This is a genomic window from Kribbella sp. NPDC056861 (assembly GCF_040687575.1).
In the GTDB taxonomy this organism is placed as follows: Bacteria; Actinomycetota; Actinomycetes; order Propionibacteriales; family Kribbellaceae; genus Kribbella.
This window is the reverse complement of sequence record NZ_JBFBNQ010000006.1, coordinates 502,519-527,545: the sequence shown is the minus strand read 5'-3', so window position 1 is coordinate 527,545 and position 25,027 is coordinate 502,519. Positions and strand designations below refer to the sequence as shown.

The following is a 25,027-nucleotide window of genomic DNA, read 5'->3' as shown; positions in this document are numbered from 1 at the left end:
CCCAACGCAAAATCGCACCATCGAAGGCGTGTCGTCCACACCCACCGGCGGAACATCTCAAGGGCTGCGTGAGTTGGTGGCAGAGTGGGGTACAGGTTTGGCGACGAGTTGGGAGCAAAGGTGAGCATTCGGGTCGGGTACAAGGCGTCCGCCGAGCAGTTCGGACCGCGGGATCTGGTGGAGTACGCGGTACGGGCCGAGGAGCTCGGGCTGGACAGCGTGACGGTGTCGGACCACTTTCTGCCCTGGCGGCACGAGGGTGGGCACGCGCCGTTCGCACTCGCCTGGATGGCGGCCGTCGGCGAGCGCACGAACCGGGTCCAGATCGGCACCTCGGTGCTGACGCCGACCTTCCGGTACAACCCGGCCGTGATCGCGCAAGCGTTTGCCACCATGGGGCTGCTCTACCCGGACCGGATCATGCTCGGGGTCGGCAGTGGTGAAGCACTGAACGAGATCGCCGTGTCGGGTCGTGAGTGGCCGGAGTTCAAGGAGCGGTTCGCCCGGCTGCGGGAAGCGGTCGAGCTGATCCGCAACCTGTGGACCCAGGAGGGGGTCAGCTCCGACGGGCCGTTCTACAAGACCGTCGACGCGTCGATCTACGACCGCCCGGAGACCCCGGTCAAGGTGTACGTCGCCGCCGGCGGACCGGTGGTCGCGAAGTACGCGGGACGCGTCGCGGACGGGTTCATCGCGACCTCGGGCAAGGGCATGGAGCTCTACACCGAGAAGCTGATCCCGGCGGTCAAGGAGGGCGCGGAGAAGGCGGAGCGTTCCTTCGACAACGACATCGACCGGATGCTCGAGGTGAAGATCTCCTACGACCGCGATCACACTCAGGCGCTGGAGAACACCCGGTTCTGGGCGCCGCTGTCGCTGACGCCGGAGCAGAAGCACAGCGTGACCAGCGCGACCGAGATGGAGCGGTTGGCCGACGAGCTGCCGATCGAGCAGGTCGCGAAGCGCTGGATCGTTGCCTCCGACCCCGACGAGGCGGTGGCGCAGCTGCAGCCGTACCTCGATGCCGGGTTCAACCACTTGGTGATGCACGGACCGGGGCACGACCAGGAGCGGTTCCTGACCCAGTTCACCACCGACGTCCTCCCGCTGCTGCGCAAGCTCGGCTAGCGGCGTGGGGTTCCGGCGGGGCGACAGGGGTCAGGGTTGACGGTCGAGATAGTGCGGGACGACGATCCGCGCTGCTCCGAGCTGGAGGCGGCCGGCTATCGGATCGTCGGAGAGTCCTGGGGTGCGCGGCTGCGTGATCCTGACCCGGCGCTGCTCGAGCACGCCGTACTGCGTGCCGCGGGGGTGACCGTCCGCGAGTTGGACCGCGGCTACGCGGCTCAATGGCATGCACTCGAGAAGGCGAACGAGAAGGACTACCCGTACACCCCGGCGACCCACCACGTCGTCCCGCCGGTGGAGGAGCTTGCCGAGCAGTGGACGACCGGCCGGGTGTTCGGCGCGCTCGATGGTGAACGGCTGGTCGGGGCGACGGTCATCAGCCTGGCCGGGGAGACCGGCTTCACCTCGGTGCTGGACGGCTATCGCGGGCGGGGAATCGGGCAGGCGGTCAAGGCCGCTTCGATCCTTGCGCTGTACGCCGACGGCGTCCGGGTCTTCGGGACGGGTGGCGCCGGCCTTAACGAGGCGAGTATCGGCGCCAATGTCGCTCTCGGGTACGTCATCGAGGAGCGGTGGCGCAGCTACGCGCCGCCCATCAGGTAGGGACGCCGTCCGGCCACCACGGCGGGACGCCCGCGGGACAGATACCGGGGTTGCCTGCCTGGGTGCCGGCCCAGGAGAACAGGGCCAGGTCGGCGATCGCGATGGCGATCAGAGCGGCGAGGAGCGGCATCGTCCACTTGCCGCCCTTGCCGCGGCGCATGAACCGGAAGACCAGGTTGAACAGCACGATGTTGACCACGCCCGCGACCGGGACGCCGACGAAGAACAGGGTCGGCCCGTTGCCGACGCCGCTCAGGGTGACCTGGCAGATGTCCCAGGCGCGACGGGTCATCACGATCAGCCCGAAGCCGGCCGCCCCGCCGATCACCACCGAGAAGAACGTCTCGCTCTTACTGCTTTTCGCCATGCCGTCACCGTAGAGCCTGCCGGGGACCACGGCTCGGGAGGAGCCGGACCGGGGTGTCGCGGCGTACCCTCCCGTCATGACGGCGAGGTTGGTGGCGCAACTGACGGTGGTGCTGATCGGGCTGCTGACGATGGTGGCCCCAGCGGTGCACGTGCGATCCGCGCGGAAGAACCTGCGCGACGATCTCTTGCTCAACCTCCAGCTGCTGAGGGAGCTGCCGGCTGAGAGTCGTCAGAGAGGCGAGCTCACTGCTCATGTCGAGCGTCAGTTCGAGGCGCGGCTGGCCCGGCTGGACGCCGGTGAACAGCCCACTGTGGAGTCGCCTTCGCTGGTGGTCGCCGCGGTGGCGACTGCGATCGGGGTGGCCGCGATCGGGCTCGGGGGGAACTGGTACTTCGCGCTGATCTTCACCGGTCTCGCGTTCCTGCTCACCGCGTTTCCGTCGAGCACGTCCGAGGACGCGCCGGATGCTGGCCGGCCGCAGGACGCAGTACCGGAGAAGCCTGCTGGTTAGAGGGTGATGGTGACCGGGCGCTCGGGGTGGGTGAGCGGGTCGGTCGCCAGGCGGGCGTGGCGTTCGACGTCGTAGCGGGTGCCGTCGTAGTTGAGGCGCTGGCGTTCGAGGCCTTCGAAGAGGAAGCCCGCGCTGGCCGCGACGCCGCAGGAGGCCGCGTTGTTGGTGCGGTGCCCGAGCTCGAGCCGGTAGAGGCCGGCGTCGTGGTGGGCCCAGTCGACCAGCGCTCGGAGCGAGTCGCGGGCGACACCTTGGCCGCGGACGTCGGCGATGGTCCAGTACCAGGTCCAGCCGACCTGGTGCCGGTCGATGTTGGTGACCGCGACACAGCCGACGGGGTGGTCGTCGGCATCCGCAACGGCGTACACGTGGCCGTTGTCGAGGTCCGCCACCCGGCCGATCCAGTCGACCGCGCTCGCGGTGTCCCGGATGCCGCCCTGGTTGACCATGTCAGGTTCTTGATGCGCCTCGGTCAACCGCAACGCATCGGCCACCCGCCACCGCCGGAGATCCAGACTCGCCAGGTCATAGCCCATCCATCGAGGCTACCGCCGCTGTTCACCCTAGGGTTGGGGTCATGGCGTTTCTTGATTTCAGTGGTCAGGTTGTTCTCGTCACCGGAGCCAGCAGCGGGATCGGGGCTGCGGCGGCGGTGGGGTTCGCGGAGGCGGGGGCGACGGTCGCGTTGCATTACCACCGCAACGAGGAGGGGGCGCAGCACACGGCCAACGCGGTACGCACCGCAGGCGGTGCGGCGTCGGTCCACCAGGCTGATCTCGCGGTCGCCGACTCGGCCGGGGTGCTGATCGACGAGGTGCTCGCGAAGCACGGGCGGATCGACGTACTGGTCAACAACGCCGGCGACCTGGTCAAGCGCGCGCCGGTGGTCGAAGTGTCGGACGACGAGTTCCACCGGATCATCGACGTCAACCTGACCTCGGTCTTCGCGCTGAGCCGCCGCATCATCCCGGTACTGCGTGCGCAGGGCGGCGGCGCGATCGTGAACGTCACCTCGATCGCCGGCCGGCACGGCGGAGGCGGCGGTTCGGTCGTCTACGCGACCAGCAAGGGTGCGGTCAGCACGTTCACCCACGGCCTGGCGAAGGAACTCGCACCCGACGGCATCCGGGTCAACGCGATCTCGCCCGGAGTCATCCGCACCCCGTTCCACGACCGGCACACCAGCGAGGAGCAGCTGAAGACGATGCTCACCACCATCCCGATGGGCCGCACCGGCACCCCGCACGAATGCGTCGGCACCATCCTCTACCTCGCCTCCGACCGGATGAGCAGCTACGTCACCGGCCAGCTGATCGAGGTCAACGGCGGCCAACTGATGCCGTGACCGCCGTCGAGGACGACGAGTTGGTGCGTCTGCACCGCTCAGGTTGGGTCGAGTGGAACTACCTGGAAGGCGGCGGCGACGGTCTAATCGAGATCGTCATCGCGTTGGCGGCGCTGCTGGCCAATCTCCTGGTGCACTTCCTGATCTTCTGGGGCGGTTGGACGATCCGGGTCACCGCCGGCAGCCGCTCCTGGAAGACGCGGTACCGCTCGAAGCGGGCAGCGCTGGCCGACCTGGATCGGCAGCGCGCATTGGCTGCCGAGGTCAGCGGACCGAGTGGCGGCGGGTGACTTCGTTGTCGTCGCGGCGGTCGGGGCGGAACAGCGTGTTGTGGTCGAAGGTGGCTCCGGTGGAGCGGTAGCCGAGCTCGTCCAGTACTGCGTGCAGGCGGCGTCTGAGGTCGGGGCGTTTGTCCTCGACCAGTACTGCGCGGGGCTGCAGCCGGATCAGCGTCCTGCTGGCGCCACCCAGGGCAGCGGCTTCCGAGCCCTCGACGTCGAGCTTGACCACGTCGAGGCGCTCCAGGGAGTGCTCGCGAGCCCAGTCGTCCAGCCGGATCACCGGGACGTCCTGGACGAACTCGCCGTCGGCCTGCAACGAGCGGACGCCCGAGTCGGCCGGGTCGTAGCGCGAGTCGGCGTGCAGCGTCGCCTGGTGCTTGCGCTCGCCGAGGGCGGCGGGCACCAGGGTGATGAGGTCGGCCAGTTTGTTGCACTCGGCGGCGGCGCGGAGCTTCTCCAGCGAGTCGGCCGCTGGTTCGAAGGCGATCACCCGGCCGTCGCCGCCGAGGTCACGCAACTGCTTGGCGGCGCCGAGGCTGTGCAGCCCGATGTTCGCCCCGATGTCCAGGACGACGTCGCCGGGCTTCAACTCGCCGCGGAGGAAGCGCGTGACGGCCGGCTCGTAGCGGCCGGCGTAGTACAGGACGGCTTGGAGGTTGTCGCGCAGGTCGAGATGCCAGCGCAGACCTTGACGGCGTACTTCGATGTCGGTGGTGACCCACTCCGGCGAGATCTTGGCCAGTCGCGGATTCACGTCGGCGACCCGCGGCGAGATGCGGTGCGCCATCCGGAGTACGCCGGCCTCGGTCAGGCCCTCGGCGGAGCCCACCACCCGCGCCAGTCGACGCGCGGCATCCACGCTGATCGACCGCCCGGCGACGCGCGGAACACCCCACGCCGCCCGGCGGACGACTCCATCGCGGTACTCCATCCCCCATGGTTACCCGATAGCGGTCAAATCACTCATCGTGGAACGTAAGGACCAGCGAAAGATTTCGCGATCGCCGTGACCTTTCAGTTCGACAGCCGGCGGAACCTGGCCGCGGACAGTGGCAGGAAGATCGCGGTCAGCAACAAGGGGCCGATGATCGCCGCCGCGAGCGCGTGCTCGCCGATCCACGACGCCGCCGACGGGTCGGGATTCCCGAACAGCGACCGGGCCGCGGTCGCCGTCCCCGACAGCGGGTTCCACTGGGCGATCGTGCCGAGCCAGTCGGGCATCGTCGACGTAGCGACGAAGACGCTCGACAGGAAGCCGACCGGCCAGACCGCGACCTGGACGGCGACGATGCTCTGCGCGTTCTTCACCGTCAGCCCGATGAAGATCCCGACCCACAGCAGCGCGAACCGCAGCAGCAGGAGCAGCCCGAACGCGGCCAGCGCCTCCAGCACACTGCCGTGCCAGCGCCAGCCGAGGGCGAGACCGGCCCCGGCGAGCACGACCAGAGTGACCGCCGAGTCGAGCAGGTCCGCGATGCACCGGCCGAGGACCACCGCCGCCGAACTCATCGGCAACGAGCGGAACCGGTCGGTGACACCCTTGGCCACGTCCGTGGTGACTGCGGTCATCGTCGCTTCGAGTCCGAACAGCATCCCCAGTGCGAAGATGCCCGGCACCAGCAGTTCGTAGTACGAGGTGCCGGCCGGGGTTTCGATCGCGCCGCCGAGCAGGGCGCCGAACATCAGCATCATCAGCACCGGGAACAGCCAGCCGAAGATCACCGGCCCGGGCTGCATCCGCCAGTGCAGCAGCGCTCGGCGCGCGATCGTCCAGCCGTCCGCGAGGGCCCAGCCGAGGGCGGTCATGCCGGCACCCCCGCCCCGGTCAGGTGCAGGAAAACCTCGTCCAGGGTGGGTCTGCGCAACGTGATGTCCTCCGGTTCGATCTTTGCCTCCTGCAACAGAGTGGCTACTTCGATGAGTGCTCTGGTCCGGTCCTTGACCGGGATGCTCACCTTGGTCCCGTCCACGTGGATCTCGCCGTCGGCCAATGGCTGGGCCAGCTGAAGGATCCGCGGAACGTCGGTGGTTGCGGTGAGCACCAGGTCGAGCCAGTCGGCGCCGAGTTGCGCCTTCAGCGCATCCGGGGTGCCCTCGGCAACGACCTTGCCGTCCTTGAGCATCGAGATCCGGTCGGCGAGCTGATCGGCCTCGTCGAGGTACTGCGTGGTGAGCAGCACGGTCGTTCCGGTTTTCACCAGCTCGCGTACTGCGGACCAGACCTCGGCCCGCCCGGCCGGGTCGAGCCCCGTGGTCGGCTCGTCGACGAACAACACCTTCGGCGCCACGATCAGGCTGGCCGCCAGGTCGAGTCGTCGGCGCATGCCACCGGAGTACTTCGAAGCCGGGATCGTGGCCGAGTCGGTCAGGCTGAACCGCTCGAGCAGCTCGTCGGCCCGGCTGGTCGCCTTCGTGTGGCCGAGATGGTTGAGCCGGCCGAACATGACCAGGTTCTGCCGGCCGGTGAGGATCTCGTCGACCGCGGCGTACTGGCCGACCAGGCCGATCCGCCGCCTGACCTCCGCGCCTTGGCGGCGTACGTCGTACCCGGCGATCCTCGCCTCGCCGGAATCCATCCTGAGCAGCGTCGCCAGGATGCGCACCGCCGTCGTCTTGCCGGCGCCGTTCGGGCCCAGCAGCCCGGTCACCGTGCCGGCGCTCACCTCCAGGTCGAACCCGTTCAGTCCCGCCCCCTCCTTGCCCCCGGCGTAGTTCTTGCGTACTTCGAACGCCTCGATCACTGGCTCCGACACTTGCCCGCCTCTCCTCGCGGCCTGAACCGTAGGCCGTACCGTACACCGTACGACTCGGGTACGATCGGGTCAACGACGACCGGCTGGAGTTTGTTCCCGTGAGTGGAAACCTGTGAGCGCGAAGAAGGCCGCGGCACCCGATCCGGCGCGCAGTCTGGCGCTGCTGTGGGGCAGTCACACGAAGGCCGGGCGGTCCGGGCTGACGGTGCGCGCGATCGTCACCGCCGCGATCGAGCTTGCCGACGCGAGTGGGCTCGAGGCGGTGTCGATGCGGCTGGTCGCCGAGCAGTTGAAGGTCGGGACGATGTCGCTGTACACGCATGTGCCGGGCAAGGGTGAGCTGACGGATCTGATGTTCGACAGCGTGCATGGGGATCTGTATGCGTCTGTGGATGAGCCTGTTGAGCAGCCGGGTGGGTGGCGGGGGGCGCTGGAGTTCATTGCTCGGCGGAACTGGGATTTGCTGGTGCGGCACCCGTGGCTGCATGAGGTGCCGGCTGGGCGGAATGCGCTCGGGCCGAACATCACGCTGAAGTACGAGGCTGAGCTGCGGCCGCTGGATGGGCTCGGGCTGACCGATGTCGAGATGGACTCGACGCTGACGCTGGTGCTCACGCATGTGCTGGGGACGGCTCGTGCTGGGGCCGAGCAGGTGCGGTCGCAGCAGGACTCGGGGATGTCGGACGAGGAGTGGTGGTTGACCACTAGTCCGGTGTTGGAGCGGTATATGGCTGGGGTCGCGGATCGTTTTCCGCTGGCGGGGCGGGTCGGGACGTCAGCTGGGGAGGCGTATCAGGCGACGATGGATCCTGCTCATGCGCTGTCTTTTGGGCTCACCCGCATCCTTGACGGGACGGCGCTGTTGATTGCCGAGCGAGGGTAGTTTTCCCGCGCGACCTCCGATGCCCGCTCCTTCGTCGCGTGCTCGTTCTGTCGCTCCCACCCGCCCGGGGAAAAGCCGCTCCTGCGTCGCGCGGTGCGACGACGGTGGCGGTTGGCAGAGTTGCGCGGGTGCAGCTAGTTGCCCTGCGGCCTCTGGTGCATGCTCCTGCGTCGCGCGGGTGCGAGCACGATGGTGGTCGGCTCGCTCGGCACGAAGCCAGGCAAACTCACCCGAATACCGGAGCGGTTCACACACTGGAGGTCAGGATGAGGTTGGATCTCGCGAGGGTTCTGTTGGCTCGTACTCAGATCGATCCGCTGTTCCTCGACACCCCGCAGTACGAGTGTGAGCCGTTGAGTGAGTTGCTCGGGTGTCGGTTGATTCTGAAGGTGGAGACGCTCAACCCGGTCCGGTCGTTCAAGGGGCGCGGGACCGAGACGGTTTTCAATCGCCTCCCGGCGAGCAGCACCGAGGTGGTCTGCGCGAGTGCGGGGAATCTCGGGCAGGCGTTGGCCTTCGGCGGCAGGCAGCGTGGCGTCGGGGTGACCGTGGTCGCGTCGGCTGCGGCTAATCCGTTGAAGGTCGAGCGGATGAAAGCGCTTGGTGCCGACGTGATGCTGGTTGACGGCGAGATCGAGGAGGCGCTGGCGGCCGCGACGCGGTATGCCGAGGAGACGGGCGCGTTTCTGGTGGAGGACAGCAAGGATGTCGGGACCTGTGAGGGGGCGGCGACGATCGGGGTGGAGTTGTCCGAGTTGCCGGGGGAGCTTGACGCGGTACTGGTGTCGTTGGGGGCCGGTGCGATGGCGTCTGGGGTGGGCTTTGCGCTGAAGGAGTTGCGTAAAGGCACCGAGGTCATCTGTGTTCAACCCGAGGAGGCTCCGGCGATGACCTTGGCGCTGCGAGCCGGGCGGGCGGTGGAGGTCGGGGCTCCGCGGACGATTGCTGATGGTGTGGCTGGGCGGTCTGTGATTCCGGAGGTGCTCGACGACCTCGCAGAAACAACAGACGACGCGGTGCTGGTCAGCGAGGCCGGCATTGTCGAAGCGATGCGGCTGCTTTATCGAAGCGCGGGACTGGTGGTCGAGCCGGCTGCGGCGCTCGGGGTAGCGGCGGTGCTGGAAGGAGGCGGACGGTTCAATGGCAAGACCGTTGCGACCATCCTGTGTGGGAGCAACGTGGCGCCGGGGGACTTCGAGCGCTGGGTCGGAAATGGTCGGTAGCGGCCACTAGCATCCGGCAGCATGAACGCCTCCTCCATCGACCAGCCTGCTGACCTCGAACTCGTGCGTGCCTCTTACGATCGCGTTGCCGACAACTACGTCGAGATGGATCTCACCGACGTCAACAAATACCCCTGGTTGCGGACGGCTCTCGATGGGTTCGCGGCTGCGGTGGACGGGTTGGGGCCGGTGCTGGATGTCGGATGCGGTCCGGGCGATGTGACTGCCTATCTGGCGGAGCGTGGGCTCGACGTGTCCGGGGTCGATCTGTCGGCGCGGATGATCGAGCATGCTCGGCAGCGATTCCCCGAGCAGCGGTTCGCGGTTGCCTCGGCGACCGAGCTTGAGTTGGCGGAGTCGTCGTACGGCGGGATTCTCGGGTGGTGGTCGTTGTTCAACCTGCCGCGGGACGTGCTGGCGCAGGTGCTCAGCTCGTTCGCTCGCGCGCTGGTGCCGGGTGGGCACTTCATCATGGCCACTCACATGGGCGACGGCGATCGCGAGCGGACCGAGGGGTACGGCGGGGTGCCGGTCACCTGGACGACCCACCTCTGGCAGCCCGAGGCGCTCTGGGAGCTGTTCGCGGCGGCCGGCCTCGACCCGGTGGCCGAGCTCCGCGTCCCCCCGAGCGTGGCCGCCGCGCCCTCCTTGGTCCTCGTTGCCAAGAGGTCAGCTGTTGAGTAGGTCCTCGAACGGGGTCGGGTTCGCGTAGGGATCGGCGACCGCGTGGCGTTCGTTGCTCATGGCATCTACCAGCTCGGCGGCGGCGCGGTCGATCCGGGTGTGGAGTTTGCCGGCGTCGGTGCCCCAGTCGGAGGAGGCGGCGTAGACGCCGGTGGGCATCACGATCGCCTTCAGGTAGGTGAAGAGCGGGCGGAGGGCGAAGTCGAGAATCAGGGAGTGGCGTTCGGTGCCGCCGGTGGCGGCGATCAGCACTGGTTTGCCGGCCAGGGCCTGGTCGTCCAGGACGTCGAAGAAGGTCTTGAACAAGCCGCTGTACGACGCGCTGAAGGTTGGCGTGACGGCGATCAGCGCGTCCGCCCCGACCACCGACTGCAGCACAGCCGACAGTTCCTTCGACGGGAAGCCGGTGAGCAGGTTGTTGGTCAGGTCGTGGGCGATGTCGCGCAGCTCGACCACCACCACCCGGTACGCCGTACCGCGGCCGTCCAGCTGGTCGCGGACGGCGGCGGTCAGGCGGTCGGCGAGCAGGCGGGTCGACGACGGGGTCGTCAGGCCCGCCGTCACCACCGCGATGGTGCGCTCGGTCATCGTGCGGTCCCCTCCAGCCCGACAACCTCCGGGCTGACCGTCTCGAGGTCGTGGCGACGCTCCGCCGCGGCCTTCAAAGAAGCGTGCGTCGGCGCCTCGGGAACGTGCGCCGGGCGGGCCGAGTCGAACTCCTTGCGCAGTACCGGGACGACCTCGGAGCCGAGGATGTCCAGCTGCTCCAGCACCGTCTTCAACGGCAGGCCGGCGTGGTCCATCAGGAACAACTGCCGCTGGTAGTCGCCGAAGTGCTCGCGGAAGGTCAGGGTCCGCTCGATCACTTCCTGCGGGCTGCCGACCGTCAACGGGGTCTCGCGGCTGAAGTCCTCCAGCGACGGGCCGTGGCCGTAGACCGGCGCGTTGTCGAAGTACGGGCGGAACTCCTTGACGGCGTCCTGCGAGTTCTTCCGCATGAACACCTGGCCGCCGAGGCCGACGATCGCCTGGTCGGCGGAGCCGTGGCCGTAGTGCTCGAAGCGGCGGCGGTAGAGGTCGATCATCTGCTTGGTGTGCGAGATCGGCCAGAAGATGTTGTTGTGGAAGAACCCGTCGCCGTAGTACGCCGCCTGCTCGGCGATCTCGGGGCTGCGGATCGAGCCGTGCCAGACGAACGGCGGGACGTCGTCCAGCGGCCGCGGGGTCGAGGTGAAGCCCTGCAGCGGGGTGCGGAACTTGCCTTCCCAGTCGACCACGTTCTCGCGCCAGAGCCGGCGCAGCAGCGCGTAGTTCTCGACCGCCAGCGCGATCCCGTCGCGGATGTCCTGCCCGAACCACGGGTAGACCGGGCCGGTGTTGCCGCGGCCCATCATCAGGTCGACCCGGCCGTCGGCCAGGTGCTGCAGCATCGCGTAGTCCTCGGCGATCTTCACCGGGTCGTTGGTGGTGATCAGCGTGGTCGAGGTGGACAGGATCAGCTTCGACGTCTGCGCCGCGATGAAGCCCAGCAGCGTGGTCGGCGACGACGGCACGAACGGCGGGTTGTGGTGCTCGCCGGTCGCGAACACGTCGAGGCCGACCTCTTCGGCCTTCCGCGCGATGGTGACCATCGCCTTGATCCGCTCGGCCTCGGTCAGGGTCCGGCCGGTGACCGGGTCCTGGGTGACGTCGCCGACGGTGAACACACCGAACTGCATCTGGACTCCTTGGTCGCATTTGGTGACTATCAAATCTTAAACTATCTGTCCGGGGTAACGCCACTCCACCGAGCCGCATTCCCAGCACGACCTCTTGCCAGCACGGTCCCATCCAGTGAAACTAGGTCCCGTCAGACGAAACCGCCCCCAAGGAGTCTGTCCATGCCCAAAGTCAGTCGTCGCCTGCTTCTGGGTGGAGCCGCTGCCTTCCCCGCGGCCGCAGCTCTTCCCGCTGCCGCAGCACCGGTCCCGTCAGGCGGAACCGCCGCCCGCAAACCGCGGGACCTCTCCGAAGAACTGCTCGACCAATGGTCCGAAGCGAACGGCACGCACCCGCTGATCCCCGACATCTCCCACGCCGGCTACCGCGGCGGCGAGCGCCCACGCCGCCCGAAGGTCGTCGCGAAGGTCACCGACTTCGGCGCCCGGCCCGGCAGTGACTCCGACGCGGCCGCCGCCTTCAACGCCGCAGTCCGGTACGCCGGTGAGCGCGGCGGCGGCACGGTCGTCGTACCCCGTGGCACCTATCGCCTCGACTCACCGATCTGGATCCACTGGTCGAACGTCGTCCTGAAGGGCTCCGGCTCCGACGACACCGTCCTGCACTTCACCAAGCCGCTCGACGAGTCGTACCGGACCAATCTGCAGCCGAGTCTGCAGAGTCGCTGGTCCTGGACCGGCGGACAGATCTGGGTGATCGCGCCCGAGCGGAAGGCCAAGTCGGAGGCCGAGGACTTCGCTGCCTCCGAGGGCTGGCTGCTCGGCGACACGTTGGCCGAGGTCGGCTCCGCCTCGCGGGGTCAGCGCACGTTGCTGGTGTCGGACACCAGCAAACTCGCGGGCGGCGATCTCGTCGTACTGGAGACGGACAATCCAGCCGATGCCGGCGTACTGCGCCATGTGGCGGGCGATGTGCCCGGGACTCGCGACTACAACTGGGCGGCCAAGGCGCCGCAGTTGACGACCGGTTCCGGCGGTCAGTACATCCAGTACGCGACCCTGCAATGGCCGGTCCGGATCGAAGCGGTGCTGGGCAACCGCCTGGTGAGGTTGGCCCAGCCGCTGCGCTACGACCTGCGACCTAGCTGGCCGTCACGGATCCGGGCGCTCGGTCCGACCGTGCACGATGTCGGGGTGGAGTCGCTGACGATCCGCAACGAGCTGCGGCCGATGACGATCCACAACCGTCATCCTGGCTCGAACGGCCTTTGTTTCCAGGCGGTTCACGACTGCTGGGCGGACGACGTACGGGTCGAGAACTGCGACCTGGGCTTCGGGTTCACCACCACCAAAGCGGTCACGCTGACCGATGTGGCGGTCGGCGGCCGGTCCGCGCACCACAGTTTTGCTTGCCGGATGCAATCACATGACAACCTGGTGGACGGCTTCGAGATCGAGAAGTTCACCGTCCCGCTCCCGGACGGCGCGCTGCACCACGGCCTCAACCTCGAAGGCCTGTCGGCCGGCAACGTCTGGCGCCGCGGCACGATGGCCGAAGGCACCTTCGACACCCATCGGGCGATGCCGTTCGAGAACGCGCGCACCGACATCACCCTGACCAACAACGGCCGGGTCGGCGGCTCAGCTGCGTCCGGCCCGCTCTTCGGCGCACGCATCGCGCACTGGAACATCCGCATCACCGCGGGCGTGCCCTACGCCATCGACCTCGCGGATGTCGCTCCCCGCAGCATCACCGTCGGACTCCAAGGCCTGACCGCCGCGGGGAGCGGCCTACCGCGAGACTTCCAAGGCGACCTCGAGAACGGCACCTACCAACTGGCCGACCGCCCCAAGATCACCGACCTGTACTCCGCCCAGCGACGCTAGCGTCCGCGCTGTACCCGGCGAAGAGATCCGAGATCTGCTCCAGCGAGGGAACCGACGAAGCCAGCAGCACCGCGGTCTGCTCGAAGGCGAACAGGAAGCCCTGGATCTCGCCGGGGGACAGCAGCGCGGTGTCGGCCATGAGGGACAGCTTGATGCGTTCGGCTGTCCCTCTGGTGTCGAGGAACAGCGCGGACCCCTCGATCTCCGACTTCTGCGGCCAGTCGAACGACGACTCCCGGACCAGCCGGTCGAGCTCGGCCGGTGACGAGTCCGGTCGGCCTGACGGTCGCGGCAGGGTCGACCACATGTCGTTGAACTGGCAGGCCGGCTCGGGCTCGACGCCTCGGCGCTCCGCCTCCACCCGGAAGACCTCAGCGGCGGCGCGAGCGTCGTACCGGCTGCGGCGGCGGGCGATGGTGGTGACGAACTCGGACTGCCGGAGCAGGTCCTCGAACGATCGGCCGGTTAACTCCAGGGCGGTCCGGACAGCCTGGTTGAGGCTGCTGACGCTGTGCATCGACTCGGCCGATCCGCGATTGCCCTGCATCAGATCGACACCAATGGCCGGTCCGGGCGCGAAGTTGCGGAACAGAGCCGTGGTAATCGACAGCAGCACGACCGACGTGGTGGTCCGATGCCGACGGGCCGCGACCCGGACGGCGACCGGAATCGCAGAGGATTCCAGCTCGCCACGGAAGTACCGCGGCGAGACCGGCTCGTGGCGGGTGGGCAGCGGCGTCTCCGGGATCTGCCGCAGCTGCTCGCGCAGGTGCCCGAGGGCCTCCACGTTGAGCATCTGCCCCTCCGGCGAGTTCTCGTAGGCGGCCAGGTCTGCGGGCTGCAGAGCAGGCCTGACCGCCGGTACGTCGGTCCCGTCGGCGCGGGCCTGGAGGAGAGCGGCCAGATCGGCCGAGACCACATCAGCGCTGGTGTAGTCGGCGGACAGATGCGAGACCCCGAACACCACGAGCACCGGAATGCCCTGGTGCATGGCGACATAGAACCGCACCGGTACTTCGGTGTCGTGGTCGAAGTGATCCGCCTCGGCCCGGGCCAGGCAGTTGGTCACGATGGTGGAGAACTCGACCGGATCCTCGGCCGGCCGGTCGAACACCGTGATGCCGACCGAGCCGCTGGCGAGCACCTCCTGCTGCGCATCGCCGCGATCGGTCGCGTGGTAGAGCGTGCGCAGCCCTTCGTGCCTGATCATCAGCTCGCCCAGCACCGCGAGCACGTCCGGCAGTCCGAGCAGCAGCGGGATCGACTGCCACCGGGTGACGACGAAGAACGGCTTGTCCTGCAGCAGCCAGTCCTGCATCACGTCCCAGCTGGCCTGCTGACCCCAGGCCAGCGGGGCGACGCGGGCCTTGCCGCCGAAGAACTCGACCTGGGCAGTGCTCTCGGTGATCATGATTTACTCGTCTCCAGTGAGTCGTCGACGGGCGCGGGCAGTGCCGGAGTACTCCGGTCGAACAGCACCCCGCGCAGGCAGAAGGTCGTGTAGGTCAGGCCGGCGGTCCAGCTCGCCACCACCGCCCACATCACCGCGTCGATCCCGAACGGCCCGTTCAGGAAGTAGGCGAACGGGATCTGGACGCAGACGAACGCGATCACCGTGCAGATCAACGGGGCCGTCGTCCGGCGTGAGCCGTTCAGGTAGCCGTGCGCGACGACCATCACGGTGTAGAGCGCCAGGAACGGATAGATGATCAGCAGGTACCGCTCGGTCAGCTCCCGGGCGGCGACGTCGTCGGTGAAGACGCCCGCGATCGGTCCCCGGGCCAGCAGCACCAGCGCGGAGACCAGCAGCGAGACCCCGATGGTGAGGTAGATCGTCTGCAGCAGTCCGCGCCGGGCCCGGGCCTTGTGCTCGCCGCCGAGGTTCTGCGCGACGAACGCGGTGACGCCGCCGGAGAAGTCCAGGAAGACCATCGCGGTGAACAACTCGATCCGGGACACCACGGTGAACGCGGCCAGCACCACCTCGCCGTACCCCTGGATGATCCAGACCAGGACCATGATGCCGAGGGCAAGGATGATGTGCTGGCTGGCCAGCGGGAAACCGAGCCGGACGGCGTCGATGAGCTCACGCCGTACTGCGGGCCGCCCGTCGCCGGCCGCCAGCGGGTACTTCTTGGCGGCGTACGCGAGACCGGCGATCAGCGCCACCGCGCTGGCCACCACGGTCGCCAGCGCCGCTCCTCTGATCCCCATCCGCAGCGGTGACACGAACCACCAGACCAGCACGATGTTGAGCACACTGCCCAAGGCCGCGACCCACATCGCCGAGCGGGAGTCGCCCAGGCCGCGGAAGTACGCGCTGACCGCCGCGCCGCCGAAGATCGCCGGGAAGCCGATCGACAGGGTGCTGATGAAGATGTAGCAGTTGTCGGCCAGATGACCCTCGATCCCCATCAGGCCCAGCACCGGCCGGGCCAGCACGGTGGCCAGGATGATGCAGCCGACCGACCAGATCACCGTGACCAGGGCGAGCGAGAGCACCACGCCGCGGCGTTCACCGTCCTGCTGGGCACCGCGCAGGTGCGCCAGCCGGATCGTGAACGCGGTGCTGAGGCCGATGAACATCGCGTTCAGCAGGTAGAACAGTGGTCCGGCCGCGCCGACCGCGGCCAGGCCCTCGATCCCGACGTACCGGCCCACCACGATGCTGTCGATCAGGACGTAGCTCTGGCCGACCAGGTTGGCCGCGGTCAGCGGGAGCGCGAAGCCCACGATCCGCCGCAGCGGCGGGCCGGTCGTCAGGTCGGTCATCAGGCCACGTCCGCCTCGAACTCGATCAGCGACTCCAGGTGGTAGGCGATCTCCGCGATCGTCCGGTCCGCCAGCAGGTCGGCGATCTCGTACTGGACGCCGTGCACGACGCTCAGGTTGGCGGCCACCGACGCGGCCATGATCGAGTCGCCGCCGAGGTCGAAGAAGTCCGCCTCGACGTCGAGCTCCGGATAGCCGAAGGCGAACGCGAGGCACTGCGCGACGGTCCGCTCGGTGTCGGTGTAGTCGTCGTCCGGACGCCCCTGGATCTCGACCTCGACCGCGGCCACGTTGGCCTTGATCTTGTCCGCGGCCTGCCGCAGCCGCTCGTCCAGCGCGAGCAGCTCCAGCTCGACCTTGGCCTCGATGTCGGCCGACAGCCGGACGTCGTACGACTTCAGCAGGTGGATCAGCTCGCCGCGGTAGTGCAGCTCACCGGCGAACAACCGGGACCGGCCCGACCGCAGTCCGGCGTCCAGGATGTCCAGCCCGACCGTGGTCGGCAGCGCCTTGAACATCGTGTCGCCGTTGGTGCCGTGGTCGACGGCCATCCCGATCTCCTTCCAGGCGACCCAGTCCAGCGCGATCACCCGGCAGGACCCGCCGGCCTGCGACCGGGCCAGGTTGTCCAGGTAGTAGTTGCCGGCGGCATAGTCCGCCTGACCGGGGGCCGGGAACACCGAGGCCACCGACGAGAAGTGCACGATGAAGTCGGGCCGGTCGTCCTTGGTCAGCAGATCCAGCATGAACGCTGCCTGCACCTTGACCCGGACGACGGCGTCGAAGTCCTCGGCCTGCCGGAACATCACCGTGCTGCCACCGGGCAACCCGGCCGCGTGCACGATCCCGTCGATCCGCCCGTGCTCGCTCTGGATCCACTGGACGGCGTCGGTCAGCGACTTCGGATCACCGGCATCGGCGGCCCGCACCACCACGGTGGCGCCCAACGCCTCCAACTCCTGTACTGCGCGAATGCGTCCGGCGATCGCGTCGCCCGACGACAGCAGCTCGGCCCAGTCCTCCTTGCCAGGAAGGCCGGAACGGCTCAGCAACACCAGTCGCGAGTCCGGCTGCGCGGTCGCGAACGACTTCGCCACCGCCAACCCGAGCGCACCGGTGCCACCCGTGATGAGGTACGTCCCGCCGGCCTTCAGATAGTCCTGCGGGCCATCGGCAACAAGTTCCGGTACCTCGACGAACACCTCGTGCAGCCGCTGCTCGCCTCGCAGCAGGAACACGCCGTACTCCGGTGCGAACACCTCCGCCCGCAGCGCCGCCGGCGGAACCGACAGGTCGATGTCAAGGTGCTTCACCTTGATGTACGGGTACTCCCGGCCGATCACCTTGCCGAAGCCGACCAGCGCCGAGTTCTCGGTCACCACGTCCGCATCGCCGTCCGCCGCAGCGATCGCGTACTGCGTGAGCACGGTCAGGTCGACCTTCACACCCGCCGACATCAGGGACTTGGACAACAGGAAGAGGCTGCCCAGGTTCTTGGTGTTCCGCCGCTCGATCTCGTCGATCCCGGTGGCCGCCTTGGACTCGAAGGCGAGCGCGTGGACGACGTGGGTGATCTCCTCGTCGCTGACCAGCTGGGCCAGCTGCTCGAACGCCTTCACGTTGTCAGGGGCAAGCAGTTCGCCACCCGGCCGGACCGGCTCGCAGAGCCGGATGACCTTGGCCTCGCCGAGTTGCGCGGCGGCCAGGATCTCCTCGGCCTCGGTGTCCGGGTCGATCAGCACGACGACCTTGGTGCCGGTCGGAACGGCCGCGATCGGCAGCGCCGGCGCGGGCTGGAACTCGATGTCGTGCGTGACCGGGTGGCGGACCTCGGTGCTGGTCAGCGAGAGCTGGGAGCGCCAGGTGTCCGGGAACTCCACCCAGGCAAGGGATTCGTCGAAGGCGTAGCTCGGCAGCCGGACGATGCGCGGCTGACGATCGCCGCTGAGCACCTTCCAGTCGACCGGCTGGCCGCCGAGATAGGACTGGGCCAGCGCGGCGAGCGGGCTGTCCGGGCTGATCGGGTCGGGGTTGGGCAGCTGCCTGCGCAGGTCGGCCACGTCCTTGACCGCGATCGCGATCCGCAGCCGGTGCGAGCTGCGCGAGACCTGGCTGGTGTAGCAGACGTCGGCGATGTCGACGCCGTCCAGCCCGCCGCCGTCGATGAACTTGACGTACCGCTCGACCAGCTGGGTCAGCGAGTAGACGGTCGCGCCGCTGAGGGTGAAGAGGAACTCGCCTGCCTCCGAGGCGGGACGGTCATCGGGCTGCAGGTACTCCTCGACCACCGCGTGCGCGTTGGTGCCACCGAGGCCGAAGGCGCTGACGCCGGCCCGGCGCGGTCCGTCGGTCGCCTCCCACGGCTCCAGGGCGGTGGAGACGTAGAGCGGGCCGGCGGCGAAGTCGAGCTTCGGGTTCGGGTTGTGGAAGTTGGCCTGCGGCGGGATCTGCTGGTTCCGCAGTACGGCGACGGTCTTGATCAGGCCGATCACGCCGGAGCCCTCGAACAGGTGGCCGACGTTGGCCTTGACCGTCCCGACGGCGCAGAAGTTCTTGTCGGTGGTGTGCTTGGCGAAGGCGCGCTTCATCCCCTCGTGCTCGATCGGGTCGCCGACCCGGGTCGCCGTACCGTGCGCCTCCAGGTAGCCGATGCTGCGCGGGTCGACGTCGGCGTTGCGCCAGGCCCGGATCAGCAGGTTGGCCTGCGAGTCCGAGTCGGGGTTGGTGATCCCCTCGGTGTTGCCGTCGTGGTTGACCGCGCTGCCCTTGATGACGGCGTAGATCTGGTCGCCGTCGGCAACGGCCTGGTCCAGCCGCTTCAGGATGACCGCGCCCGAGCCCTCGCCGAAGCCGGTCCCGTCGGCGGCCTCGTCGAAGGTCCGGGTGACACCGTCGGAGGACTCGATGCCGATGTTGGAGTGCGGGTGCTTGATCGGCGAGAACACGATCCGCGCGCCACCGACGACGGCCATCTCGCAGTCACCGGCCAGCAGGGCGTTCTTGGCCTGGTGAACCGCGACCAGGGTGGCGGAGCAGGCGGTGTCCACGACCAGGCTCGGCCCGCGCAGGTCGAGGAAGTGCGACAGCCGGTTGGCCAGCATGGTCGGGATGTTGCCGGTGATCGCCTGCTGGCCGACCGACGGGTCGATCCGGCAGATGTAGTCCAGGTACGTCGAGCCCGGGTTGACCGCGAAACCGACGAAGACGCCGGTGTTGCTGCCGCGCAGCCGGTCGATCGAGTAGCCGGCGTCCTCGAAGGCCAGGAACATCGCCCGCAGCACCATCCGGTGGTGCGGGTCGGTCAGCGTGGCCTGCCGCGGGTTCATCCCGAACACGGAGTAGTCGAAGGTGTCGACAGTGTCCAGGAAGCTGCCGTTGTGGTAGTCGATCTCGGTGTCCTCGATCGGGTCCACGCTGGTCGCCCGCAGGTAGCGGACGTACTCCCGCAGCTTGTCCCGCCGGTCGACCGGGAACGGCCGGGTCAGGCTGGTGCCGGAGCTGATGATCTGCCAGAAGGCGTCGAGGTCCTGGGCCCCCGGGACGTCGACGGACAGGCCGACGATCGCGATGTCGGAGTTGGCGGTCTGGGTCATGGTCGTCGATCTCCTCAGTTGATCCTGGTCAGCAGCGAACTCAACGTCTGGCCGTTGACCTCGTCGAACTCCGTCACGCCCTGCGCCCGCAACGTGGTGACGGCCTTGACCCACTCGACCGGCGCGGAGAGCTGCCGGGCCAGCAGGTCGGCACCCTCGGCCGGGTCGAACAGCTCACCAGTCACGCCCGAGACCACCGGGGTCTTGGCCGGGCCGAACTCGACCTCGGCCAGTACCTCGCGGAACTCCTTGGCGGCCGGCTCCATCAGTGGGGTGTGGAACGGTCCGCTGACGTTGATCGGGATCACTCGCGCGCCGGCCAGGGCCGAGATCGCCTTGCCTGCAACGGCGATCTCCGCCCGGTCACCGGCGATGGTGGTCTGCACGTCGGCGTTCAGGTTGGCCACGAACACCTTGCTGAGGCCGGTCTCGGTGAGCGCCCGGCGGACGAAGGAGACCGGAAGCCCTTGTACTGCGGACATCCCGCCGCCGGTGATCGCCGACATCACCTCGGCCCGCCGCTTCACCAACCGCAGCCCGGCGGCCAGGTCGAGCACCTCGGCCGCGACCAGCGCGTTGTACTCGCCGAGGCTGTGGCCGGCGAAGTACTGGTAGCCACCCGGCTCCTCGGCGATCCGCTGCACCCCGAGCAGGGCGTTGACGAAGAACACGGCCGGCTGGACGTACCGGGTGTCGCGCAATCGGCGGTCCGGATCTCGAAGACAGAGTTCCTCGATCGAGTAGCCGAGGATCTCGTCGGCGAGGGCGGTCTCGGCCGGGAAGGCGCCGAATAGCTCAGCGCCCATCCCCTTCTTCTGGACACCCTGACCGGGGAAAAGCAGACAACGCATGGCGGTGCTCCTAACGAACTCGACGCGAGAACTGCTGGACGGACTCGAAGCGGACGGTGCTGTCGCCGCGGAGGCATTCGCGGGTGAAGCGGCGGGCGGCGGCGCCCGGGCCGCAGTCGACGACCAGCTCGACCTTGGCGTCGCTGACGGCGTGCGCGGCGGCGACCTTCCAGTCGATCGGGCGGACGAACACCTGCTCGAGGTACTCGTCGACCAGGTCGGCGGACTCCTGCAGGTTGCGCGGCGCATCGGTGGCGTAGACGGGGACCGCCAGGTCGTCGGGGTCCGGCAGCGGTCCGATGAAGTCCAGGTCCTGGTCGCGGACCTGCTGAACGGCCGGGATCAGCTGGTCGCTGTGGAAGGGGATGGTGTTCGGCAGGAAGGACCATTGCGCCGGGGAGTTGGCGAACTCCGCGAAGTACAGGTCGAGCAGGTCGGCCGGGCTGCCGCTCAGGACCTGGGCCGTGGGGGTGTTCACCAAGCTGATCGAGATCGGCTGCCGGGCGGCTTCGGCGTTGTAGCCGGCGACGAGTTGCTGCAGGTCTGCCAGGGACAAGCCGGTGACGGACGCCATCGGGCTCGGAGTACGGGCTTTGCTGCCGGTGGCCAGGTAGCGGTCGACGACTGCCTGGTCGGGCTGTCCGCCAGCGGTGAGGTGGCGGGCGCGGAGCAGGCTCAGCACCACCAGCTTCAGCGAACTGGAGGTCACGGCGAGGAACTGGTCGAGCCGGCGGATCCGCAGTCCGGCCACCAGGGCCGCCTGCAGGCCGATACTGTGGCCGAGCGAGGCCACCACACTCGGGTCGGCGCCGCACTCGGTCGGCTGCAGCCGGCTGAGCTGGTAGGCGTGCACGAGAATTCCCGCGATGACCGACTCGGACCAGCCGGTCTCGGATAATTCGGCCGATAGTTCAAGCCATTGTTTCAATGGCAGCCCGGACGGCAGATAAGCCGCTCGGAGATCGGCGTCGGCATATTCCACAGCCTCGTCCAGGGCGGTGAAAACGGTCTGGAAATACGCCTGGTTCTCCGGCCGGGTGGACAACTCCCGGAGGGTGGCGAGCAGGCCGGCCTGGTTGCCGCCGAGCCCGTCGAAAAGCAGAAGGGTACGCATGTTGGCCTCACGGAAATGGGCAGCACACAGCGAATCCGCGGCGGCGGCCGGGCGGGGCAGCAGCCTTGGACTGAAGGAAGAAAGGGTGAGTTCAGCGCCGGCGGGCAGGCCGCCGTGGACCGAACGAAGAGGGTGGATTGATGGGCAGGCCTATCTACTCGGGGCGAGGCCGGCTCGAGCGACTGTGATCAAACCGGCGAGCAGGTAGAAGCAGCGCGCATTCCCCACAAATTGAGCGCTTCTGACCGCAACAGATTGATGTGCCGACGGGTTCTCTTCCACCAAAGAAATACACCCACCGGAGATACGAGCAGGACACTACCAGCCGTTCCGGCCGGAATCCAGCAATCCTTGACTCTTAGCGTACAGATGAACGCAAGGTGTCAAATATGATCTTTGATATGACCGGCGTGTTACTTGGCGCTCAGGCTGTGCGAGGTCAGGTGCGAGTCGTCGCCGGTCAGGGCGGCGGTGATCCGGCGGTGTTTGGTGGCCTCTTCGGGGCGGCCGAGGCGCTCCAGGGTGCGGGCCATCAGGAGGTGCGCGTAGTACTCGGTGGGGGCGCGCTCGATGATCTCCTGCAGGTGCAGCTCGGCAGGCTTGAGCAGGGCGCTGTGGAAGTACGCGCGGGCCAGCAGGAGGCGGGTGCCTACGTCTTCTGGGGTCTCCTCGACGACGGGGAGCAGGGCGCGGATCGCGCCGCGGTAGTCGCGGGCCTCGAAGTACTGCTGACCGAGGCCGTAGCTCAGTGCGCGCATGTCTTCCATACCCGGGCAAACGCAAGGGAGCACCGGCGGTATTCCACCGGTGCTCCCAGGCTTGGATCAGGCTGCGTCCAGGGTGGCGACCTGGTCGGGGGTGAGGGTCAGCTCGACCGCGGAGTACGAGTCGCGGATGGTCTCCGGGCGGCTCGCTCCGGGGATCGGGACGACGACCGGGGACTTGGCGAGCATCCAGGCCAGGGTGAGCTTCTGCGGGCTGACGCCCAGCTCGGCGGCCAGGGTCTGGAAGGCGGCGTGCTTCTCGCCGAGCTCGGAGGCGTTGGAGATGCCGCCGAGCGGGGACCACGGCAGGAACGCGATGCCGAGCTCGTCGCAGAGCTTCAGTTCGGGCTCGCTGGAACGGAAGGCAGGGGAGAACTGGTTCTGCACCGAGACGAGCCGGCCGCCGAGGATCTCGTTGGCCTGGCGGATCTGCTCCGGGTTCGCGTTGGAGATGCCCGCCTGCCGGATCTTGCCCGCGTCGAGCAGATCGCGGATCGCGCCGATCGACTCCTCGTACGGCGTCTTCGGGTCCGGCCGGTGGAACTGGTAGAGCCCGATCGCGTCGACCCCGAGCCGCTTGAGCGATTCCTCGGCCGCCTGCTTCACGTGCTCGGGAGAACCGTCCAGCGTCCACGCGCCGCCACCCGGTCGCAGATGCCCGCCCTTGGTCGCGACGAGCACCCCGGACGTGTCACCGCCGTACGAGCCGAGCGCCTTCGCGATCAGCGTCTCGTTGTGCCCGATGTCGGAGGAGTCGAGGTGATAGGCGTCGGCGGTGTCGATCAGCGTGACCCCGGCGTCGAGCGCGGCGTGGATGGTCGCGATCGACCGCGCCTCGTCGGGCCGGCCCTCGATCGACATCGGCATCGCGCCGAGCCCGATCGCACTGACCTGGATGTCGCCGATGCTGCGGGAGGAAGAAGTCATGCTTCCAACCTCCCGCAGCCCGACTCAGTTTTCAAACAGTAATAACCACTGACAGTCAGTAGCTCGCCTGCTGAATGGTCAGGAGGCGTGCACGTGCGGGTTGCGGTCCTCGACCACGTACGTCGCGCGGGTGGTGATCGGGGCGTCCGGGGTGCTGACGTAGGGCAGGACCCGGAAGTCGGAGCGCCAGCGGTGCTGGTCGGCGGTGACCCGGACGTAGCCGCGCTGGGAGTTGAAGAACTTGAGGTGCGGGTTGGCGGCCAGGAACTGCTCGCCCTGCGGGGTGGTGTCGGCGCCGTCGCCGCCGCTGGTGATCGACGTACCGACGAACTCGGTGCCGACCGTGCGGGAGTCCGGGTCGGCGAAGTCGCGCTTGAGCTCGAGGGCGTAGTTCTGGTGCCGGTCGCCGGTGATCACCACCAGGTTCCGGACGCCGCTGTCCTGCGCGGCGGCCAGCACCTTGTTGCGCTCGGCAACATAACCGTCCCACGGGTCGAGCCAGACGTGGGTCTCCGGGCCGGGAGTCCAGTCGGTCTGGCCCATCGGGGTCTGGTTGCCGATCACCTGCCAGCGCGCCCGGGACTGGCGGAAGCCGTCCAGCAGCCACTTGCGCTGCTTGCCGCCGAGCATCGTGTTGTCCGGGTCGAACCGGTCGTCGCAGGTCGACGAGTCGCCGTCGCCGCACGGCTGGTCGGAGCGGTACTGGCGGGTGTCCAGGATGGTGAAGTCGGCCAGCCGGCCGTACTGGAGCCGCCGGTGGTACCGGATGTCCGGGCCGGACGGCATCTGCTCGTGCCGCAGCGGCAGGTTCTCGTACATCGCCTGGAACGCCTGCGCCCGGCGCGCGCGGAACACCACCGGGTCCTGGTCCGGCTCGGTGTCGGCCTGGGACAGGTCGCCGGCCCAGTTGTTCTCCACCTCGTGGTCGTCGAAGGTGTGGATCCACGGATGCGCCGCGTGCGCGGCCTGCAATGGCGCCTCGGTCTTGTAGAGCGAGTACTGCAGCCGGTACCGCGCCAGGTCGAACGTCTCGGTGTGGAACCGCGGATCCGTCACCACCCCGCGCTTGTTGGTCTTCACCCCGGACTCGTAGAGGTAGTCGCCCAGGTGCACCACCAGGTCGAGATCCTCCTCGGCCATGTGCTGGTACGCCGTGAAGTACCCGTCCTGCCACGCGTTGCACGACGCGAACGCGAACCGCACCTCCCGCGGCGAACTGAGCGGATGCGGCGTGGTCCGGGTCCGGCCGACCGTCGAGATCTCGCCGCCGGTACGGAAGCGGTAGTAGTACTCGTGGTCCGGCAGCAGCCCGTTGACCTCCGGGTGGACCGAGTGGCCGAGCTCAGGCGTGGCAACCACGCTGGACCGGCGGACCAGGTGGCGGAAGTGCTGGTCGCGCGCGACCTCGTACTCCACCCGGACCGGCTTGGCGGGCATCCCGCCGCGGCCGTCGACGGCGTACGGGTCGAGCGCGAGGCGGGTCCACAGCACCACGCTGCTGTACTTCGGATCGCCGGACGCGACGCCGAGCGTGAACGGGTTGCCGCGCCCGGCCGGAGCGGCGTACGTGGTCGAGGCGTCCCAGGCGCCGGTGCCGAGGAGGACCGCGGCGGTGCCCGCGCCTCCGAGACCGATGAAGCGACGACGCGAAACTGCCATGGGGTTCCTCCGGAGCGGGTC

At 68.4% G+C, this 25,027-nt stretch carries 24 protein-coding genes; 9 read left to right on the top strand and 15 right to left on the bottom strand.

Translation table 11 applies throughout. From position 1 onward, the window contains the following. Positions 1-120: 120 nt before the first annotated feature. Entirely contained in the window at positions 121-1,128 is a 1,008-nt protein-coding gene (gene fgd / locus AB0P21_RS30620; RefSeq protein ID WP_363700870.1) for a glucose-6-phosphate dehydrogenase (coenzyme-F420), read from the top strand. A gap of 36 nt (positions 1,129-1,164) precedes the next feature. After that, positions 1,165-1,731, top strand: coding sequence for a hypothetical protein (locus AB0P21_RS30615; protein ID WP_363700868.1), 567 nt, complete (start codon positions 1,165-1,167; stop codon positions 1,729-1,731). Here the strand turns inward: AB0P21_RS30615 and AB0P21_RS30610 are convergent. Beyond that, positions 1,724-2,098, bottom strand: coding sequence for a hypothetical protein (locus tag AB0P21_RS30610; RefSeq protein ID WP_363700866.1), 375 nt, complete (start codon positions 2,096-2,098; stop codon positions 1,724-1,726). The two genes, AB0P21_RS30615 and AB0P21_RS30610, sit on opposite strands and share 8 nt — an antisense overlap. A 76-nt stretch (positions 2,099-2,174) precedes the next feature. Here AB0P21_RS30610 and AB0P21_RS30605 point away from each other — a divergent pair, with 76 nt between their 5' ends. Beyond that, the gene (locus AB0P21_RS30605) at positions 2,175-2,612 is read left to right on the top strand and encodes a hypothetical protein (protein WP_363700864.1); all 438 of its coding nucleotides are present in this window, start codon (positions 2,175-2,177) and stop codon (positions 2,610-2,612) included. Here AB0P21_RS30605 and AB0P21_RS30600 read toward each other — a convergent pair. Next, positions 2,609-3,148, bottom strand: coding sequence for a GNAT family protein (locus AB0P21_RS30600; protein ID WP_363700862.1), 540 nt, complete (start codon positions 3,146-3,148; stop codon positions 2,609-2,611). The two genes, AB0P21_RS30605 and AB0P21_RS30600, sit on opposite strands and share 4 nt — an antisense overlap. A gap of 41 nt (positions 3,149-3,189) precedes the next feature. Between AB0P21_RS30600 and AB0P21_RS30595 the strand changes: the two genes are divergently transcribed. Beyond that, positions 3,190-3,957, top strand: coding sequence for an SDR family NAD(P)-dependent oxidoreductase (locus tag AB0P21_RS30595; protein WP_363700860.1), 768 nt, complete (start codon positions 3,190-3,192; stop codon positions 3,955-3,957). Beyond that, positions 3,954-4,247 carry a hypothetical protein gene (locus AB0P21_RS30590; protein WP_363700858.1) on the top strand — a complete coding sequence of 98 codons (294 nt, stop codon included), beginning with the start codon at positions 3,954-3,956 and terminating at the stop codon, positions 4,245-4,247. The genes AB0P21_RS30595 and AB0P21_RS30590 overlap by 4 nt, the downstream gene beginning before the upstream one ends. Here AB0P21_RS30590 and AB0P21_RS30585 read toward each other — a convergent pair. From AB0P21_RS30585 to AB0P21_RS30575, 3 genes are all read right to left on the bottom strand, one after another. Continuing rightward, entirely contained in the window at positions 4,222-5,169 is a 948-nt protein-coding gene (locus tag AB0P21_RS30585; RefSeq protein ID WP_363700856.1) for an FkbM family methyltransferase, read from the bottom strand. The genes AB0P21_RS30590 and AB0P21_RS30585 overlap by 26 nt on opposite strands. A gap of 83 nt (positions 5,170-5,252) precedes the next feature. Beyond that, positions 5,253-6,044, bottom strand: coding sequence for an ABC transporter permease (locus AB0P21_RS30580; protein WP_363700854.1), 792 nt, complete (start codon positions 6,042-6,044; stop codon positions 5,253-5,255). Beyond that, positions 6,041-6,991, bottom strand: coding sequence for an ATP-binding cassette domain-containing protein (locus AB0P21_RS30575; RefSeq protein WP_363700852.1), 951 nt, complete (start codon positions 6,989-6,991; stop codon positions 6,041-6,043). Before AB0P21_RS30575 ends, AB0P21_RS30580 begins: the two co-directional genes overlap by 4 nt. 112 nt (positions 6,992-7,103) lie before the next feature. Between AB0P21_RS30575 and AB0P21_RS30570 the strand changes: the two genes are divergently transcribed. The 3 genes from AB0P21_RS30570 to AB0P21_RS30560 all read left to right on the top strand — a co-directional run bounded on the left by AB0P21_RS30570 (position 7,104) and on the right by AB0P21_RS30560 (position 9,781). After that, on the top strand, positions 7,104-7,874 hold the full coding sequence (locus AB0P21_RS30570) for a TetR/AcrR family transcriptional regulator (RefSeq protein WP_363700850.1): 771 nt from the start codon (positions 7,104-7,106) through the stop codon (positions 7,872-7,874). Between the two features lie 266 nt (positions 7,875-8,140). Next, on the top strand, positions 8,141-9,097 hold the full coding sequence (locus AB0P21_RS30565; protein WP_363700848.1) for a pyridoxal-phosphate dependent enzyme: 957 nt from the start codon (positions 8,141-8,143) through the stop codon (positions 9,095-9,097). A gap of 21 nt (positions 9,098-9,118) precedes the next feature. After that, positions 9,119-9,781, top strand: a complete 663-nt coding sequence (locus tag AB0P21_RS30560; RefSeq protein ID WP_363700846.1) for a class I SAM-dependent methyltransferase — start codon at positions 9,119-9,121, stop codon at positions 9,779-9,781. On the opposite strand, the gene AB0P21_RS30555 is transcribed toward AB0P21_RS30560, so the two are convergent. Then, positions 9,767-10,369, bottom strand: coding sequence for an FMN reductase (locus AB0P21_RS30555; RefSeq protein ID WP_363700844.1), 603 nt, complete (start codon positions 10,367-10,369; stop codon positions 9,767-9,769). The two genes, AB0P21_RS30560 and AB0P21_RS30555, sit on opposite strands and share 15 nt — an antisense overlap. After that, positions 10,366-11,499, bottom strand: a complete 1,134-nt coding sequence (locus AB0P21_RS30550; protein ID WP_363700842.1) for an LLM class flavin-dependent oxidoreductase — start codon at positions 11,497-11,499, stop codon at positions 10,366-10,368. Before AB0P21_RS30550 ends, AB0P21_RS30555 begins: the two co-directional genes overlap by 4 nt. A gap of 162 nt (positions 11,500-11,661) precedes the next feature. Here AB0P21_RS30550 and AB0P21_RS30545 point away from each other — a divergent pair, with 162 nt between their 5' ends. Further along, positions 11,662-13,326: a glycosyl hydrolase family 28-related protein gene (locus AB0P21_RS30545; protein WP_363700840.1), complete on the top strand. Its 1,665-nt coding sequence runs from the start codon at positions 11,662-11,664 to the stop codon at positions 13,324-13,326. Here AB0P21_RS30545 and AB0P21_RS30540 read toward each other — a convergent pair. The 8 genes from AB0P21_RS30540 to AB0P21_RS30505 form a co-directional block, all read right to left on the bottom strand. Next, complete coding sequence (locus tag AB0P21_RS30540) at positions 13,295-14,737, bottom strand: condensation domain-containing protein (protein ID WP_363700838.1); 1,443 nt, start codon at positions 14,735-14,737, stop codon at positions 13,295-13,297. The two genes, AB0P21_RS30545 and AB0P21_RS30540, sit on opposite strands and share 32 nt — an antisense overlap. Next, positions 14,734-16,098 (bottom strand): MATE family efflux transporter, encoded by a 1,365-nt coding sequence (locus AB0P21_RS30535; protein WP_363700836.1) that lies wholly within the window; start codon positions 16,096-16,098, stop codon positions 14,734-14,736. The genes AB0P21_RS30540 and AB0P21_RS30535 overlap by 4 nt, the downstream gene beginning before the upstream one ends. Continuing rightward, positions 16,098-19,691, bottom strand: a complete 3,594-nt coding sequence (locus AB0P21_RS30530) for an SDR family NAD(P)-dependent oxidoreductase (RefSeq protein ID WP_363700834.1) — start codon at positions 19,689-19,691, stop codon at positions 16,098-16,100. Before AB0P21_RS30530 ends, AB0P21_RS30535 begins: the two co-directional genes overlap by 1 nt. 14 nt (positions 19,692-19,705) lie before the next feature. Continuing rightward, positions 19,706-20,542 (bottom strand): ACP S-malonyltransferase, encoded by an 837-nt coding sequence (locus tag AB0P21_RS30525; RefSeq protein WP_363700832.1) that lies wholly within the window; start codon positions 20,540-20,542, stop codon positions 19,706-19,708. A 10-nt stretch (positions 20,543-20,552) separates the two neighbouring features. Next, entirely contained in the window at positions 20,553-21,656 is a 1,104-nt protein-coding gene (locus tag AB0P21_RS30520; RefSeq protein WP_363700830.1) for a hypothetical protein, read from the bottom strand. Positions 21,657-22,069: 413 nt separating this feature from the next. Further along, entirely contained in the window at positions 22,070-22,414 is a 345-nt protein-coding gene (locus AB0P21_RS30515; RefSeq protein WP_363700828.1) for a tetratricopeptide repeat protein, read from the bottom strand. Between the two features lie 66 nt (positions 22,415-22,480). Continuing rightward, entirely contained in the window at positions 22,481-23,347 is an 867-nt protein-coding gene (locus tag AB0P21_RS30510; protein ID WP_363700826.1) for an aldo/keto reductase, read from the bottom strand. Between the two features lie 78 nt (positions 23,348-23,425). After that, the gene (locus AB0P21_RS30505; RefSeq protein ID WP_363700824.1) at positions 23,426-25,006 is read right to left on the bottom strand and encodes an alkaline phosphatase D family protein; all 1,581 of its coding nucleotides are present in this window, start codon (positions 25,004-25,006) and stop codon (positions 23,426-23,428) included. Positions 25,007-25,027 lie beyond the last annotated feature (21 nt).